This is a genomic window from Rhodococcus sp. 1R11, assembly GCF_004563845.1.
Lineage (GTDB): Bacteria > Actinomycetota > Actinomycetes > Mycobacteriales > Mycobacteriaceae > Rhodococcoides.
Map to the genome: position 1 here is coordinate 80,975 of NZ_SPNG01000014.1, position 15,149 is coordinate 96,123.

Genomic DNA, 15,149 nt, shown 5'->3' on the forward strand with positions numbered 1-15,149 from the left:
TGGGAGGCAGAAGCGGAACAGGTGCCGGAATCGTAAACCACGCGTCGAACCGACGACAGGCAGTGTCGGGTGGCAAGGTGGTCTCATGGCCGAGCAAGTGGAACGCACCGAAGACGGTCACTATGTCGTCATCAAGGGTCGACGGTGGCGCGCTACCGATCCCGATATTCCCGAGGATCGCAACGCCGAATTGCGCTCGATCCTGATGGCGTGGCGCAGAGACGTCAAACGCACCTCCGGTGCCACAGAGTCTCGCGCGGGCGTTCGAGCCGCCAAAGTCGCTCTGGGAGAACGAGGTACACCGTGGTGGGAACAGTCCCCGGACGAGCGACGGGCTCGATGGGAGGCCGATGTGCCACGGCCGACCGACACCGGTCCCGAGAACTGATCACACAAATCGTTGCCATATCGGAAACTATCCAATATGGTTTCCGATATGGAAAGCATCGATAGGCCCACCTCGTCCGAAGCTCGAACGACTCTCGACGACATCGACCGAGTGCAACGCGCCGTGCGCGACACTCCGTGGCCGGTCTGGTTGTACGCCCTCAACGCAGTGCTCATCGGTGCGTTGGCACTCACGCCGCTGCTCACCGACTCCCACCGCACTGTCGCCCTGCTGATTCTGGCCGCGGCCATTGTGGCAACGAACGTGATCACCGGGTACCGAATGGGCACACCGTGGGCGCTGCCTACCAGCCGTGGATTTTTGGCGTCGGTCGTACTGTCCGTTGCTTTCGTGGTGGTGGCACTGGCATTCGCGCGGCCATCCCTGCCGAGCTGGGCGCTGGTGCTCCTCGCTGCAGCAGCGACGGCGACGTACTCGTTCGGTTCGATCGCTCACTACCGGAGCACACACCGATGACGGACGATCTGGATCCGATCATTCATCCGGCGAACCGGCTGCGGATCTGCGCGCTGCTGGCGGCCGGTACGACGCTCGAGCTCGCCGTCGTCAAGGAACACAGTGGATTGAGTGCATCCGCGCTGAGCAAGCAGGTGGCGGCTCTGGTCGACGCCGGCTACGTGGACCAGCAGAGATCACGCACCGACTCGCGGCGGATGTGGCTGTCGCTGACGAGGGAGGGAAAAAACGCCTACCGCCGCCATGTCGCTGCCCTCCGCGCCATTCTCGCGGAGGCCGACGCGAGCCCATCCGAGCCCGGGCGGTGAGTTCTCCCCCAGCTCCGTGTCTATCTTTCGAAGGATGCAGTCGATGCAGCCCGCACCGGTCGTTCGATTCGAGAAGGAGTCCCTGCCATGCCCACACTCAGTCCGTACCTGTCGTTCCGTGACAATGCGCGCAACGCTATGGAGTTCTACCGCACGGTCTTCGGTGGAGAACTCACCATGACAACGTTCGGCGAGGGCCAGGCCACCGACGATCCATCCAAGAAGAACCTGATCATGCACGGCCAGTTGACAACTCCCAGCGGATTCACACTGATGGGGGCCGACACCCCGTCGTCGATGGAACACACACCCGGAAACACGATGAGCGTCTCGCTCTTCGGTACCGAGCACGAGGAATTGACGGGCTACTGGGACGCGCTGGCCGTCGACGCACAATTCACGATGGGTCTCGACGCAGCACCGTGGGGTGACGTATTCGGCATGCTCACCGACAAGTTCGGTGTGCAGTGGGTGGTGAACATCTCCGGCTCGGTCGCCGAAAGCTGAGCGACGCAGAAGCAGTGGGTACCTTCAGTGGGTGCGCGATTCGACAGAGATGACCTCGTGCAGCCCTGTCTGCCCCCAGCCCCTGTCGAGCGCCACGATGAGCGCCGCGCAACCGACTGCGGACAGCACCAGTGCGGAACCGAACAATGCGGTGTAACCGAACACGTCGCCGATCACGCCCGCCGTAAGTCCGGACGCACCCTGCGCAAAGACGATTGCACAGGCCATCAGTGTGTAATCGCTTCCTGCATAACGTTTTTCCGATGCGTCCATCATCAGCGCGAAAACGGCAACGGTTGCCGCGCCGCCCAGCACATGTTCGGTGACGTTGGCCGCGACCAGAAGCGGAAACCCGCCGATGCCGAACGATGCCGCTACATACAACGCAAGACTGAGGGTTTGGGCGATTCCGCCGACCAGCAGAGCCTGACGACGTCCGAAGCGAAAAGACAACCACGCGCCGAGCGCAGCACCTCCGAGTGCTGCCACCGACGATAGGCCGCCCTCGACCAGGGCGATCTGAGTCAAGGTCAGTCCGTTGTCCGAGAGGAACGGGCCGACCATCGCCGAGCCCATCGAGTTTCCGAATTTGAAGCCGACGATGAGAAGAATGAACGCGACCATGCCAGGCCTGCGCAATCGGGACCACCAGGCCACAGCAAGTCGCGCCGGGCTCTCGGACTCGGGCTGCCGGTCGGTGTCCACGTCTGCCGCGGCCAGTTGCTTGTTCATGAACCAGACCGGGGCCGTCGCCAACAGGATCAGCAATGCCATCGCAACGAAGAGCACCTGCCATCCGGCAAAGGTGAACAGCCACAACAGCACTCCCCCGCCGCACACCATACCTATCCGGTACGCGCCCACCTGCAGACCGTTGCCCAGGCCGCGTTGCGACACCGTCAACGTGCGGACCGCTATCCCATCCGTTGCGATGTCCTGGGTGGCCGACAGCGCGTTGATGACGAAAATCCCGACGAAGAGCCAGCGCAGCGTCGACGACAGATCGAGCAACGACAGTGCAAGCGCCACCAGCGCGGCGGACACCTGCAACGTCAGGAGCCACCGCCGCCTGGAACCGTAACGATCGACGTACGGTGCCCACAGAAATTTCAGCGCCCACGGCAGAAACAACACCCCGGTTGCACTGATCTTCACCAGCGAGAAACCCGACTCTCGAAGCACGACGGGCAGGGCCTGCGTGAAGAAGCCGAACGGCAGACCCTGTGCGAAGTACAGGGCCCCGAGCAACGTGAGGGTGCCGACGGTGAACGACGCCGGACGCACCGCATTGGTCATGCCGGTCATCGTGTCAGAGCGAGGCCTCGTGCGCCGAGTACCGCACCGGTTGCCGAAGAATGGTGCGCAGCTTCGCCGGTTCGACCCGTCGTGGGTCACCGAGGTAGATCTCGTGATGACGACCGGTCATCGTCAGCCCGGCCTGCGGGATGTAGTGGTCGTGCATCTCGTCGAGCACCGCGGCCTCGTCATCGTAGGAACCGATGTGCAGAGTTTGCACGCACAGGCCCTCGTCGAGAGTGTCGAAGCGCATTCGGGCACGTCGGTCCGAACGGTTCTCGGATGCGTCGACCCCTAGGGCGTGCTCGAACATCGTGTGGTCGATCCAGTCGGGCACCATGATCATCACAGTCCAGAGCCAGTTCGACTTGTCCCGGCGCGTGGTGAAGGCCGCCATGTCCGTCGCCCACCACAAGGCTTCGAGCGGCGGGACGACGTAGTCGCGCCCCAGGTCGTTCTTACTGCTGAATTTGAGCCGATACGCAACGGGGAACAGCGCGGATACAGCATCGGAATACTCCGGCGCGGTGTTCGGATCCCCGTGGCCGTCGATCATCAAGTATTTCGTCGGTGGCACGGTCAGAACTCGAAACACGTTGGGCCGTGCCGAATACGAGTCGAGGGTCTTCTTGAAATCCGTCTTCATGCCCTCACCTCCTGCCGACTGCGGGTCAGTGTACCGAGTGCGCCGGGCTGGGGTCCCGTGGTCGACGTAGCCCCGTTCGGACGCACCCGGCTCAACGGAGACCTCGTCCCGACTCGAACCGGCTCACGCATGGGTCCGAGCGGGCAATCGGCGGAGCAGAAGCGTCGCCGCATCGAGGACCATGTGTCGGTCGTAGGTCAGGCAGTAGTCGTACAACACGCTTCCGTCCTGGGCAGTTCCGCTTTCCACCGCGATGAGAGCAACGCTGGACATCGGTGCCACGATGACGACCGAGCGCTCCGTCGCCAGTGGTTCGTCCTCGCCGACCGCAACGGTCCGAAACCGATGTTCACCCGGCATCGGCCGCGAGTCGAAGACGGCCACGAGAGCCGTGCGCACAGCGAGGTCGTCGAACATTGCGACACGCTCGGCGTTCGTCCCGGCCGACGCGTTCGTCGTCGCCAATACGACGGTCGACGCACCGGTGCCGTAGGCACTGCGGAGCAGACCGTTCTCGATGTCGTCGAGAAGCGTTGCGTCAGCGCGTCGACGGGTTCCGAATCGGTGGACCAGACCGTACGGCGTCACGGCCACGGGAGCCCGAACGGTTATTGCCGGCTCCAACTCGAGTGTCTCGGCCGTACCGCCTGTGGTCCCGAAGGTGGGTAGACGAGCCGGAGCGCCGTACAGGTAGCCCTGGCCGAGAACCGCACCCATGTCGTGCGCAGTCGCTTCGTGCTGCTCCGTTTCGATTCCCTCGGCGAGCACCAGCGCACCGCTGCGTTCGGCCTCGGCGGCGACCGCGGACACCACGGACGCCGTGGCATAGCTCGAACGGCCCTGCACGAGAGACATATCCAGCTTGATGACGTCGGGCCGGAGCAGCGGAATCAGAGCGAGACTCGACGAGTCTGCACCCACATCGTCGAGCGCGACCCGCCATCCCAGGTCGCGGGCATGCTCTACCGCACGCAGCAGCCCGGCGGGGTCACCCATCAGATCTCGCTCGGTGATCTCGACGATGATCGACAACCGAGATGCCTCGGCCACCAGTGGCAGGCACTCTCTCGGAGGTGGCGCGTCCAGGGCTGTGGGTTCCGCGTTGACGAACAACGCGAGTCCTTCGGGGAACCCGGCCTCGACGGCCCCGCTCAGCGCGCTGAGTCTGCACCGCCAGTCGAATTCGGCAGATACGCCTTGTTCGGCCGCCTCGCGCAGCAGCTGCGGCGGCGAGATCGCCTGCACGTCGCCGCAGGTCCGCACCAGGGCTTCGTAACCCACGACAGCTCGGCCGTCCAATGCGACGATCGGCTGGTAGGTCGACGTGATATCGATCGTCATCGGCGAAAATCGCGCGTGCGAGGCGTCACGATGCACAGGCGGACCTCCCTCGGTACCCCTCGACGGTCCCCACCCGGGGAACCATCATGCCCGATGGTCGCCGGCCGTTCCGGCCCGGGCAGTCAGGCCTGCGCGTGGAAGATCATCTCCCGACCCGGCCGGTCCGGGGCATCTGCGACCTCCCGAACCGTGAACCCCGCTCGCGACAGATCGCTCGTCACCTCCTCGAGCTCGCGGAAACGGAGCGTGGAGTCCGACGTCAGCACGTCGCCGTCCGCAGCAAAGACGTAGGTCCAGCGGAAACTGACCGAAGACCCGCTCACATCCGTGGTCTCGACCCAGCTCTCGACTCGGCCCGTTCCCGGAATGTCGTGCACCGTCCGGGAGTCTCGTTCGTTCCACTCGAACCATGCCCGGTAGTCGGGTCTGCGTGTCTCGAACACCAGAAACCCGCCCGGGCGCAGTACGCGATGCAGACGCTGCAGGGTGAACGCCCACTCGCGGTCGTCGGTGATCGCCTGAGCGACGTTCGCCGTCATGGTCGCAAGGTCGAAATGCATGGTCGGTATCGCCCTCGAGTCACCGTGCACCCAGTGCACCGACTCGGACCCGGGTTTGCGGCGGGCCACGTCCAACGATGCTGCTGCCGGATCGACGGCAGTCACCTCGATTCCCTGTTCTGCCAGGCGGATCGCCAATGTGCCTGTGCCACAACCCAGATCGAGAACAGTGTTCGCGCTCAGCCGCCGAGCGGCGGCGCAGTACACATCCAGATCGATGCGCTCTGCCTCGAGGACGTCGTAGACAGCTGCCAGTCGTGGGTCCTCGTAGATTGCGTCCGGCACAGAGCCACACGCTGATACTCGTCCCGAGGCCGCGCCTTCTTCCCTCTCGCCGACGGGCGATATGGTGCTCGGAAGACTTCGGATCGGCGGTGAACGATGGTGGGTGCGAACTCCGACGATCGCCTGTTCGCGGGCAGATATCGTCTGGGCAACGTCGTGGGGCGCGGCGGAATGGCCGATGTCGTTCGAGCCGAAGACGACGTCCTCGGTAGGCCCGTTGCCGTGAAGATTTTCCGCCAGGGTGAACCCACACATTCCGATGCACGGATCGATGCCGAGATTCGGACGCTCGCGTCGCTGTCGCATCCTGGCCTGGTGACGTTGTACGACGCGGGTACCGCCCCCGACACCGGCGGCATCCGAGTGCCGTTTCTGGTGATGGAGTTCGTCGACGGCCCCACTCTGAACGGCTACCGCGCAGGCCGCGCACTACCGGGCGCTCTCGTCGCCCGGATGGGACACGAGATCGCCCGGGCCCTCTCCTATATCCACCACCGCGGCGTGATCCACCGCGACATCAAACCGGCCAACATCCTGGTCGCCCGAGAGCCTGCGTCGAGCACGGGACACTGCGTCAAGCTCACCGATTTCGGTATCGCTCGCATCGTCGACGCCGACCGCCTCACCGAGCACGGCACCACCGTCGGCACCGCGCACTATCTCAGCCCGGAACAGGCGACGGGCACCTCTGCTGGGCCGGCAACCGACATCTACAGCCTCGGATTGGTTCTCATCGAATGCCTCACCGGCGCAATGGTGTTCGACGGCAGCGCGGTAGCCGCAGCCGTGGCGCGCTTGCACCGCGACCCCGAGGTACCCGAGCAACTCGGGCCCCAGTGGCATTCGCTGCTGACGACGATGACGGCCAGACAGCCCGAAAACAGGCCGACGGCGGACACCGTGGCCGACGCCCTGCAGCGTCTCTCCACCGACCCGCCACCACCGACGGCCACTGCGGTCCTGCCCGTCGTGAATTCGACAACGGTTGCCGCCGAACAGGATTCGGCCCCTCGACAAACGGAGGCTTCACGTCGCCGCCGTCTTGTCCCTCTGGCTGCGGCCGCACTGTTCGTCGCCGTGGTGTCGGCAATGGCCTGGGTCGCCACCGGAACAGGCGACGAGCCGATCGAGACGTCGCCGTCCACATCTGTCACCGCTCCGGCCAGTTCGGCACCCGTGACGACGGCACCCGAGTCCTCGATGCCGGTTGTCTCGAACCTCCCCCAGGACGTGCCCGCCCCCGCCGTCGAACAGGTGCCCGCCGAGCCACCACAACCCGCGGTGCCACCGCGAAACGGGAACAACGGCAACGGTAATGCGGGCAATGGCAACTCCGGCAACGGGAGTCCAGGCAACGGCAATTCAGGCAACAGCAACGGGAACTCCGGCAACGGCAACCCCGGCCGCGGGAACTGAGCATGTCGGCCACCAAGGGAACGGACAGAGCATGACGCACGTGGACACCGTGGTGGTGGGAGCCGGCATTTCCGGCCTCACCGCAGCACGCATTCTGCACCGTGCGGGTCACCGTGTGGTCGTTCTCGAAGCCCGCGACCGCATCGGCGGACGAGTGCACACCCTGCGGACGGACGGACAGATTCTCGATGTCGGTGCGTCCTGGGTTCATGGAATCGACAACAACCCGCTGGCCGACGCGGTACAGGCTTTCGGCATTCCGATCACCGAGTTCACGGTGGGAAGCTTTCAGCCGGACGGACGGCCCATCGCGTACTACTCACCGAACGGACGGCGTCTGAGCGAGGACGAGGTTGCGAGCTTCGCGTCGGACGTACACGTCGTCGACGAGCTGTTGTCGGCGACCATAGCGACATCGCCCCTGGGCGCGTCGTACGGGGATGCCGTGAACAGCACCGTGAAACGGCTCGGTTGGGATCCTGATCGAATCGAACGGGTCCGTGAGTTCCTGGGTCACCGGGCCGAGGAACAGCTGGGTGTCGACCAGGGGATGCTCGATGCGCACGGGTTGGACGACGACGCGATCGAGGGTGACGAGGTCGTCTTCCCCGAGGGGTACGACCGGCTCGCGGTCTGTCTGGCCGACGGGCTGGATGTACGACTCGGCCATGAAGTGACACGCATCGCGTGGGGATCGAACAGTCCCTCCGTCGAGACTCCTACCGAGACGTTCTCGGCCGACCACATCGTGGTGACGGTTCCGATCGGCGTCCTGAAGTCACCGACCTTGCTTATCGAACCGCCGCTTCCCCATCCGGTGTCGACTGCGCTGGACGGACTCGAGATGAACGCGTTCGAGAAGGTGTTCTTACAGTTCCCGCATGCATTCTGGGACGAAAACGTCTACGCGATTCGGCAGCAGGGGGAGGCCGGGCGTTGGTGGCACTCGTGGTACGGCGTGACCGTGCCGCAGGGGTTGCCCACGCTGCTCACTTTTGCGGCGGGGCCGTGTGCGCAGACGATCCGGCAGTGGTCCGACGCACGCATCGCCGAGTCGGTGCTCGACGCGCTTCGTGGCCTCTACGGCGAACGCGTGATTTCCCCGCAGCGGGTGCACGTCACGCGATGGCAGGACGACTCGTTCTCCCGAGGTGCTTACTCGTACCCGGCGATCGGCTCGCGACCGAGCAACCACGACGATCTGTCGACCCCGATCGGCGGAGTTCTACATTTGGCCGGCGAAGCCACGTGGACGGACGACCCGTCGACGGTGACCGCGGCATTCCTGTCGGGACACCGAGCAGCGGAGCGAATCCTGGCTCGTGCGGTTCCGTTCGACGACATCTGGGGTCGCGGCGAACCTCGTCCCAATTAGACGGACATTCGCGTTTCCTTCCCGAAACCGCGCACCGGGATTACTATGACGACTTCATCCAGGCGGATGACCCGTTACCGATGTGCGCTGCCATTCTTCTGGTCGGTGCCGATGTGGCAGCGGCGCTGTTCGACACGGCAAGGCACAGGGGTGGACCATGGTTTCCGACGTCATCGACTGCAGCACGGTCTTCGCACACGACGTCGAGCAAGTGTGCGGGGTACTCAGTGCGGTCGAACTGTACCCGCGATATTTCCCCGGGCTCGGGTACTGCCTCATCAGCGAGTCGGCCAACCGCTACACGTGCGGAGTCGGTGGGGTCGAGCATGCACTCGAAGTCGTGGTGAACAGACGTAACCGGCCGATCATCACCGTCGAGCACCTCGAATCCGGCGGTTTCATCAGATTCACCCTCAGCGCGCGTTCACCGAGCGAGACCAAGATCGATGTGACGATCTTCAGAGCCGGCCTGGCCGGGACCTACTCGCCGCAACCCGAACACAATCGTGCCGTTGTCGACTGGGTGATGGGGGGCCTGAACAGGTTGGCCGAATCCCTCTCCGGCGCAAAGACGTCGATCGTGTCGAACGCCGGCGATTCCCGATCGCTACAGCTCGCAGTCCTGAAGACGATGATCGGAACGGGCGTCGTTCGGGCCGCACGTCCTGATCGTGCATACCGGCAGCTGAACTCTTTGGCCAAGTGGGGCTTCACCCTCGGCGGTGGCTTCGCGGCCGCTGCCGCCAAGTCTCCGGACGAGATCGCCGTGATCGACGATCGTGGTACTCGCACATTCGCCGAAATCCACCTGCGATCGCATCGCATCGCAGCGGGGTTCGCCGCGTCCGGCATTCGGCCGGGAAGCACGGTAGGAGTTCTGGCCAGAAATCACACCGCCATGATCGAATGCGTCGTCGCCTGCGGCATGCTCGGAGTCGAGGTCGTCCTCCTCAACACCGGCCTTGCTGCCCGCCAGATCGAGACCATCTCGAGTCGCCACCAGTTGCAGGCGCTGTTCGTCGACGACGAATTCGACAAGATGGTTCGCTACCTTCCCACCGACGTCCTCCGCGTCAGCCTGTCGGCTCATACCGTCGTCGCGGGCCGTCGTACGCTTGAGCACTTCGTCGCGGCTCCGTCCGCCACGTTCGACAGGCCGGAACGGCCGGGATCCGTCGTCGTGCTGACCTCGGGCACCAGCGGGTCTCCCAAAGGTGCACTTCGCCCCACCCCACGCGGCTTCGGGACCGTCGCGGCCATGTTGTCTCGCATGCCACTCCGTATGAACGAGCGCATGCTGATCGCTGCGCCGATGTTCCACAGTTGGGGGCTGGCGGCGTTGCAGATCAGTACACCGCTGCGCGCAACCGTGGTTCTGCAGGATCGATTCGATCCGGAAGAGTGCTTGCGGGCGATTCAGACTCACCGGTGCACGTCACTGATCGCTGTTCCGATCATGTTGCAGCGAATACTCGATCTACCCGAGGCCGTGCGATCACGCTACGACACGTCCAGCTTGAAGGTCGTCGCGTGCAGCGGTTCGGCGTTGACGGGGTCGACGGTCTCGCGGTTCATGGATGCGTTCGGCGATGTTCTCTACAACTTCTACGGTTCCACCGAGGTTTCGTGGGCGACCATCGCCACACCGCAGGATCTGCGTGCGGCTCCCACCACCGCCGGTCGGCCGCCGCTCGGCACGACGATCGCCGTACTCGACGCCGACGGCGAAGTGGTTCCGGCCGGAAGTCTGGGCCGCATATTCGTAGGTAACGACATGCTGTTCGACGGCTATACCAACGCCGAAGCTCCGTCGACTGCCTCCGCTCGCGGTGCCGCACTGATGGATACCGGCGACCTCGGGTACATCGATTGCAACGGGCGACTGTTCGTGTGCGGGCGGGACGACGAGATGATCATCTCCGGCGGCGAGAACGTGTTTCCCGGGCCGGTGGAGGACGCCATTGCCAACCTCCCTCAGGTCGGCGAGGTAGCGGTGGTGGGAGTACCGGACAACGAGTACGGTCAGCGCCTCGCAGCGTTCGTCGTCGGTCGGGGTGCTGCAGGCCTCGACGCAGATATGGTGCGGGCCTACATCCGAAATCGACTGAGTCGGTTTTCGGTGCCGCGAGACATCACGTTTCTCGAAGAACTTCCCCGAACTGCGACCGGCAAGGTGATCAAGAGGATGCTGATCGAACCCCCCACGGCCGCCGGTATGTAAGCCGGTACGTCGATTTCCTCACTACCCCGCCTCCTACCTTCACCCCGAGACCTCTCAGTTGTTTGACTGTTCAGAACCTGAGACTATTTTGGGAGGAAGTGACACCCGTTCCGCGGGTGAGTGACGGAAGGGACGGAATGGCGATGTCGAGGTCATCGGATGAACCCCGTCAGGCTCGCGCCGCCCAGCCCGGGGATGCGTCGTCGTCCTTTCTGCAGTTGTTTTTCGAGGCAACCCGTGAGAACGACCTCTCCCCCGGGCCGACTCCGAATCGTGGAATCCACGATGGCCGATCGAGCGACTGAAGTATCGCGGAACCGAGTCGACCCTCGAAGTGCGCAATAGAGTCGAATGACTGATGACAGCGCCCGACGCCGCAGCCGATACTTCGAACCCGACGGGTTCGAGGAGCGTGATGTCCGAGATACGAGTAGTCATCGCCGATGACGACGTGTTGCTGCGAGAAGGCCTGGCGAGTCTGCTCACCCAGGCGGGCCTGAAGGTCGTGGGCCAGGCCGGTGACGCGGATGAGTTACTGGCGTTGCTCGAGAAGGATCCCCCGGACCTGGCGATCATCGACATCAGGATGCCGCCGACCTACACCGCCGAGGGTCTCGACGCGGCCGTGAAGATCCGCGACCAGTTTCCCGACGTGTCTCTGATGCTGTTGTCTGCTCACGTCGAAGTCGATCACGCACTCGAACTGCTCGACAGCGCGAACAACACCGCCAAGGGTATGGGCTACCTGCTCAAGAGCCGCGTGACCGACATCGCCGATTTCGTCTCGACGATCGATCGGATCGCGGCAGGTTCGTCGGTCATCGATCCTGCACTTGTCTACGAACTGGTTGCGGCCAAGCGCCGAGGTGATCCCCTCGGCGTGTTGAGTTCTCGTGAACGGGACGTCCTGACCTTGATGGCCGAGGGGCTATCCAACGCGGGCATAGGCCGACGCCTGTGGATCACCGAAGGAACCGTCGAGAAGCACGTCCGAAGCATCCTCACCAAGTTGGACCTGTCGGAGACGGCCGACGATCACCGTCGCGTGCGAGCGGTGATCCTGTATCTGGACACGGTCGGGTGACCCGCCGTCAGGTGCCCAGCAGGGCCTCGATCGCGCTCGCCGACAGCTCGAATTTCGAGAGGAAACCCAGGGCAGAACTGTTGACCACCAGGTCCGCGAAGTCCTCCTCGTCATGTGTCGACACGAGAATGACGGCAGGCGGAGGCGTCAGATCCTGGGCATCGATCGCTTCGACCACGTCGAAACCACTGTCGGCACCCAAGTCGATATCGACCAGCACGAGATCGGGAAGTGCGGACAGCACCGCATCGATCGCCGAGGTCAGTGAGGTCGCGGTGCCGACCACCGACATCCCAGCCGATTCCAACAATCGACGTGCAGCGACGCAGAAAGCGTCGCTGTCGTCGACGATCAGGCACCGCAGGCGGGAGGGCATCACTCTGTCGAGAGTGTCAGAGACGGCTCGGGTCGGCATTACCGCTAGCGGTAAATCGAGCGGCGGGAAATTCCGATGACGCAGGTCACCGCGCTCCGCGACCGGCTCGTCACTCTGATACTCCGGCCGAGTGCGCCGCCGGTCGCCTGCGGAATCGCAGTGGCCGCAGCCGCCATCGCCGTCGAAATACTCGTTGTGCTGACACTGAAACGGGTGTCACCCGAGAATGCTTTCGGTGCGATATTCCTGTTCGGGGTGCTGATCGTGTCTGCCGGGTGGGGCTTTCGACTGTCGATCGCGACATCGGTCGCCAGCGCGGGTGCGTACGCCTACATTCATGTCCTCGAGAGCAGCGAAAGCCTCGTTCCCGCATTGATCGTGTTTTTGGCACTGGCGCTATTGACCAACATGCTGGTAGGCCAATCGCGTTTGCGTGCAACAGAATCCGATCAGCGTCGACGGGAAGCAGACATGTTGGCGGCGTTCGCCAGGACCATGTTGCGCTCGGATCACACCCCGACAATGCTCGATAGCGCCAGCACCCGTCTGGCTGCGGTCCTCGACCTGCCGTTCGCGGTGTTGAAGCATGGGAACGCCGGCGCGTCCGCGGGGCAGGAAAAGATCCTGCTTCGGGACGGGGACGCCGTCACCGCGTCGCTGCTGGTTCCCGCCGATCTCGATACCGTCGATGCCCGCCGTATCCGCCGTGTCGTGCCTTCGTTGGAGGCTCTTCTTGCCGCTGCCCGCGACCGTCAGGACATGCACCTCCGTACCGTCGCGCTGGCACGCCAGCAAGCGTCACTTCGGAAGGTCGCAACACTGGTGGCGCTACGGGCGGATCCGGATGACGTATACGTTGCGGTCGCACACGAACTCACCGTCGGGTTGGACAACGAACATGTTTCGGTGATCCGTTACGGCGACGGGTGTTACACGATTCTGGCGATCCGCGACGACTCCGCCGGTGAGCGCGTGCGAGCCGGTGACCAACTGCCGATCGGTGGGCAGAACGTGGCCACGATCGTCGCCGACACCGGCCGCGCCGCTGCCGTCGACTTCACCGAGGCGACCGGCGGTATCGCTGAGCGACTGGAGGGCAGGGGTATTCGCTGGGTCGAAGGTGTACCGATCACTGTCGACGGCAATACCTGGGGTGCCGTCATCATCGGCACGACAGCTACGCAGTATGCGGCCGGCGGTGAGACCCGAGATCGACTGGCAGACTTCGCCGACCTCGTTGCCACTGCGGTCTACAACCACGACACACGAGTTCAGCTGACTCGGTCCCGGTCCCGCGTGGTCGCCGCAGCCGACCAAGCCCGCCGAGGTATCGAGCGTGACCTGCACGACGGCGCCCAACAGCGAATCGTCTCTCTCGGAATGGAATTACGCGGCGCCCAAGCCGCTGCCCCGGAGAACCTGACCGAACTCCGCGCGATGTTGGACCGCAGCGTCGAGACGCTGTCGCAGGTGCACACCGACCTCCGCGAACTCAGTCGCGGCATCCATCCCGCAATCCTCTCGCGCGGGGGACTCGCACCGGCACTCAAGACGTTGGCCAGACGCAGTCCGATTCCCGTTGCGCTCACCGCCGACATTTCCTCCCGGATGGACGAAACTGTGGAAGTGGCTGCGTATTACGTGGTCGCCGAGGCGCTGACGAACACGGCCAAGTATGCCGAGGCCACCGAAGTCGAGATCACCGCGCACCTGAGCGAGAACGGCCTGGAGCTGGCAGTGACCGACAACGGCTGCGGGGGTGCCGATCCGAGCACAGGATCCGGCCTGATCGGACTGCAGGATCGCGTGGCCGCAGTCGGCGGCGAACTGACCATCGTCAGTCCACCCGGCGGCGGCACGACACTGTCGGTGCACATCGGTCCGTCTACCGGCTAGCAGGTAGCGACGCCGCCGGAATCTCCTCCCCCGCGTTGGATGGCAGCGGCGACGCTTTCGACCCGGGAACGGACGAATGTTGTCGGTACCCAATCGAACCGAACCAGGGAGCAGGCCATGCCGTACATCACCACCACCGACGGAACCGAGATCCACTACACCGAGCAGGGCACCGGAAAGCCCGTTCTGCTCAGTCACGGATGGCCACTGTCCTCGGACGCCTGGCAGCTCGAACTGAAGCTTCTCGCAGACGCCGGCTACCGCGCCATCGCACACGATCGCCGCGGCCACGGCCGGTCCTCGCAGACTGCCGTCGGCCACGACATGGACACCTACGCCAAGGATCTGGCCGAACTGGTCGAGGCCCTCGACTTGCAGGAACTCACCCTCATCGGACACTCGACCGGTGGCGGCGAGGTCGTGCGGTACGCCGCGCAGCACGGTGGCAGCCGCGTCGCTCGGGTGATCACTGCCGGTGCCGTTCCCCCGGTCATGCTGAAGTCCGAGGCCAACCCCGAGGGCACGCCGATCGAAGCACTCGACGACATCCGCAACGGCGTTCTCTACGATCGATCGCAGTTCTACATGGACTTGTCCGAGCCGTTCTTCGGTGCCAACCGTGAGGGCTCCACCATCTCCCAGGGCGCCAAGGACGACTTCTGGCGACAGGGGATGCTGGTCAATCTGACTGCTGCATACGACTGCGTGAAGGCCTTCTCCGAGACCGACTTCACCGAGGACCTCAAAGCGCTGACCGTCCCGATCTTCATCGCCCACGGTGACGACGACCAGATCGTTCCGATCGCCGCCGCGGCACTGAAAACCGCAGAGCTCGTCCAGCACGGCACCCTCAAGGTCTACCCCGGCGCACCGCACGGAATCTACGGCGATTACCAGAAAGCCTTGGACGCAGACATTCTCGCCTTCATCGCCCAGTAGCAGCCCCGCTCTCGCCCTCCGGAACAAAGGTGAC

Annotated in this window: 15 protein-coding genes; 10 read left to right on the top strand and 5 right to left on the bottom strand. The window is 64.2% G+C overall.

Going from position 1 to position 15,149, the window contains the following annotated elements; genetic code table 11:
* Positions 1 to 85 precede the first annotated feature (85 nt).
* From E4P29_RS21795 to E4P29_RS21810, 4 genes are all read left to right on the top strand, one after another.
* On the top strand, positions 86 to 388 hold the full coding sequence (locus tag E4P29_RS21795; protein ID WP_135047178.1) for a hypothetical protein: 303 nt from the start codon (positions 86 to 88) through the stop codon (positions 386 to 388).
* Positions 389 to 436: 48 nt separating this feature from the next.
* Entirely contained in the window at positions 437 to 865 is a 429-nt protein-coding gene (locus E4P29_RS21800; protein WP_135047179.1) for a hypothetical protein, read from the top strand.
* Positions 862 to 1,173, top strand: coding sequence for a transcriptional regulator (locus E4P29_RS21805; protein ID WP_032366157.1), 312 nt, complete (start codon positions 862 to 864; stop codon positions 1,171 to 1,173). The genes E4P29_RS21800 and E4P29_RS21805 overlap by 4 nt, the downstream gene beginning before the upstream one ends.
* 87 nt (positions 1,174 to 1,260) lie before the next feature.
* Positions 1,261 to 1,680 carry a VOC family protein gene (locus E4P29_RS21810; RefSeq protein WP_135047180.1) on the top strand — a complete coding sequence of 140 codons (420 nt, stop codon included), beginning with the start codon at positions 1,261 to 1,263 and terminating at the stop codon, positions 1,678 to 1,680.
* A 24-nt stretch (positions 1,681 to 1,704) separates the two neighbouring features.
* On the opposite strand, the gene E4P29_RS21815 is transcribed toward E4P29_RS21810, so the two are convergent.
* The 4 genes from E4P29_RS21815 to E4P29_RS21830 form a co-directional block, all read right to left on the bottom strand.
* On the bottom strand, positions 1,705 to 2,976 hold the full coding sequence (locus tag E4P29_RS21815) for an MFS transporter (protein ID WP_135047181.1): 1,272 nt from the start codon (positions 2,974 to 2,976) through the stop codon (positions 1,705 to 1,707).
* Between the two features lie 13 nt (positions 2,977 to 2,989).
* Positions 2,990 to 3,622 (bottom strand): GyrI-like domain-containing protein, encoded by a 633-nt coding sequence (locus E4P29_RS21820; protein WP_135047182.1) that lies wholly within the window; start codon positions 3,620 to 3,622, stop codon positions 2,990 to 2,992.
* A 123-nt stretch (positions 3,623 to 3,745) separates the two neighbouring features.
* The gene (locus E4P29_RS21825; RefSeq protein WP_245154445.1) at positions 3,746 to 4,963 is read right to left on the bottom strand and encodes an EAL domain-containing protein; all 1,218 of its coding nucleotides are present in this window, start codon (positions 4,961 to 4,963) and stop codon (positions 3,746 to 3,748) included.
* Between the two features lie 122 nt (positions 4,964 to 5,085).
* Positions 5,086 to 5,808, bottom strand: a complete 723-nt coding sequence (locus E4P29_RS21830; protein WP_135047184.1) for a class I SAM-dependent methyltransferase — start codon at positions 5,806 to 5,808, stop codon at positions 5,086 to 5,088.
* A gap of 96 nt (positions 5,809 to 5,904) precedes the next feature.
* Here E4P29_RS21830 and E4P29_RS26565 point away from each other — a divergent pair, with 96 nt between their 5' ends.
* The 4 genes from E4P29_RS26565 to E4P29_RS21850 all read left to right on the top strand — a co-directional run bounded on the left by E4P29_RS26565 (position 5,905) and on the right by E4P29_RS21850 (position 11,904).
* Positions 5,905 to 7,224 (top strand): serine/threonine-protein kinase, encoded by a 1,320-nt coding sequence (locus E4P29_RS26565; protein WP_135047185.1) that lies wholly within the window; start codon positions 5,905 to 5,907, stop codon positions 7,222 to 7,224.
* A gap of 31 nt (positions 7,225 to 7,255) precedes the next feature.
* A complete protein-coding gene (locus tag E4P29_RS21840) occupies positions 7,256 to 8,599 on the top strand; it encodes an NAD(P)/FAD-dependent oxidoreductase (protein WP_135047186.1) in 1,344 nt (447 codons plus the stop codon).
* 157 nt (positions 8,600 to 8,756) lie between these two features.
* On the top strand, positions 8,757 to 10,820 hold the full coding sequence (locus tag E4P29_RS21845; RefSeq protein ID WP_135047187.1) for an AMP-binding protein: 2,064 nt from the start codon (positions 8,757 to 8,759) through the stop codon (positions 10,818 to 10,820).
* A gap of 415 nt (positions 10,821 to 11,235) precedes the next feature.
* The gene (locus E4P29_RS21850; RefSeq protein ID WP_135047188.1) at positions 11,236 to 11,904 is read left to right on the top strand and encodes a response regulator transcription factor; all 669 of its coding nucleotides are present in this window, start codon (positions 11,236 to 11,238) and stop codon (positions 11,902 to 11,904) included.
* A gap of 7 nt (positions 11,905 to 11,911) precedes the next feature.
* Here the strand turns inward: E4P29_RS21850 and E4P29_RS21855 are convergent, their stop codons facing one another.
* Complete coding sequence (locus E4P29_RS21855; protein ID WP_245154452.1) at positions 11,912 to 12,280, bottom strand: response regulator transcription factor; 369 nt, start codon at positions 12,278 to 12,280, stop codon at positions 11,912 to 11,914.
* A gap of 75 nt (positions 12,281 to 12,355) precedes the next feature.
* Between E4P29_RS21855 and E4P29_RS21860 the strand changes: the two genes are divergently transcribed.
* Positions 12,356 to 14,176: an ATP-binding protein gene (locus E4P29_RS21860; protein WP_135047190.1), complete on the top strand. Its 1,821-nt coding sequence runs from the start codon at positions 12,356 to 12,358 to the stop codon at positions 14,174 to 14,176.
* Between the two features lie 117 nt (positions 14,177 to 14,293).
* Complete coding sequence (locus tag E4P29_RS21865) at positions 14,294 to 15,115, top strand: alpha/beta hydrolase (protein ID WP_135047191.1); 822 nt, start codon at positions 14,294 to 14,296, stop codon at positions 15,113 to 15,115.
* The last annotated feature ends 34 nt before the right edge of the window (positions 15,116 to 15,149 follow it).

What these genes read in the sequence shown, in the direction of transcription:
- E4P29_RS21795 (WP_135047178.1), top strand. Translation starts at nt 86, where the DNA reads ATGGCCGAGCAAGTGGAACGCACCGAAGACGGTCACTATGTCGTCATC.
- E4P29_RS21800 (WP_135047179.1), top strand. Translation starts at nt 437, where the DNA reads ATGGAAAGCATCGATAGGCCCACCTCGTCCGAAGCTCGAACGACTCTC.
- E4P29_RS21805 (WP_032366157.1), top strand. Translation starts at nt 862, where the DNA reads ATGACGGACGATCTGGATCCGATCATTCATCCGGCGAACCGGCTGCGG.
- E4P29_RS21810 (WP_135047180.1), top strand. Translation starts at nt 1,261, where the DNA reads ATGCCCACACTCAGTCCGTACCTGTCGTTCCGTGACAATGCGCGCAAC.
- E4P29_RS21815 (WP_135047181.1), bottom strand. Translation starts at nt 2,976, where the DNA reads ATGACCAATGCGGTGCGTCCGGCGTCGTTCACCGTCGGCACCCTCACG.
- E4P29_RS21820 (WP_135047182.1), bottom strand. Translation starts at nt 3,622, where the DNA reads ATGAAGACGGATTTCAAGAAGACCCTCGACTCGTATTCGGCACGGCCC.
- E4P29_RS21825 (WP_245154445.1), bottom strand. Translation starts at nt 4,963, where the DNA reads ATGACGATCGATATCACGTCGACCTACCAGCCGATCGTCGCATTGGAC.
- E4P29_RS26565 (WP_135047185.1), top strand. Translation starts at nt 5,905, where the DNA reads ATGGTGGGTGCGAACTCCGACGATCGCCTGTTCGCGGGCAGATATCGT.
- E4P29_RS21840 (WP_135047186.1), top strand. Translation starts at nt 7,256, where the DNA reads ATGACGCACGTGGACACCGTGGTGGTGGGAGCCGGCATTTCCGGCCTC.
- E4P29_RS21845 (WP_135047187.1), top strand. Translation starts at nt 8,757, where the DNA reads ATGGTTTCCGACGTCATCGACTGCAGCACGGTCTTCGCACACGACGTC.
- E4P29_RS21850 (WP_135047188.1), top strand. Translation starts at nt 11,236, where the DNA reads ATGTCCGAGATACGAGTAGTCATCGCCGATGACGACGTGTTGCTGCGA.
- E4P29_RS21855 (WP_245154452.1), bottom strand. Translation starts at nt 12,280, where the DNA reads ATGCCCTCCCGCCTGCGGTGCCTGATCGTCGACGACAGCGACGCTTTC.
- E4P29_RS21860 (WP_135047190.1), top strand. Translation starts at nt 12,356, where the DNA reads ATGACGCAGGTCACCGCGCTCCGCGACCGGCTCGTCACTCTGATACTC.
- E4P29_RS21865 (WP_135047191.1), top strand. Translation starts at nt 14,294, where the DNA reads ATGCCGTACATCACCACCACCGACGGAACCGAGATCCACTACACCGAG.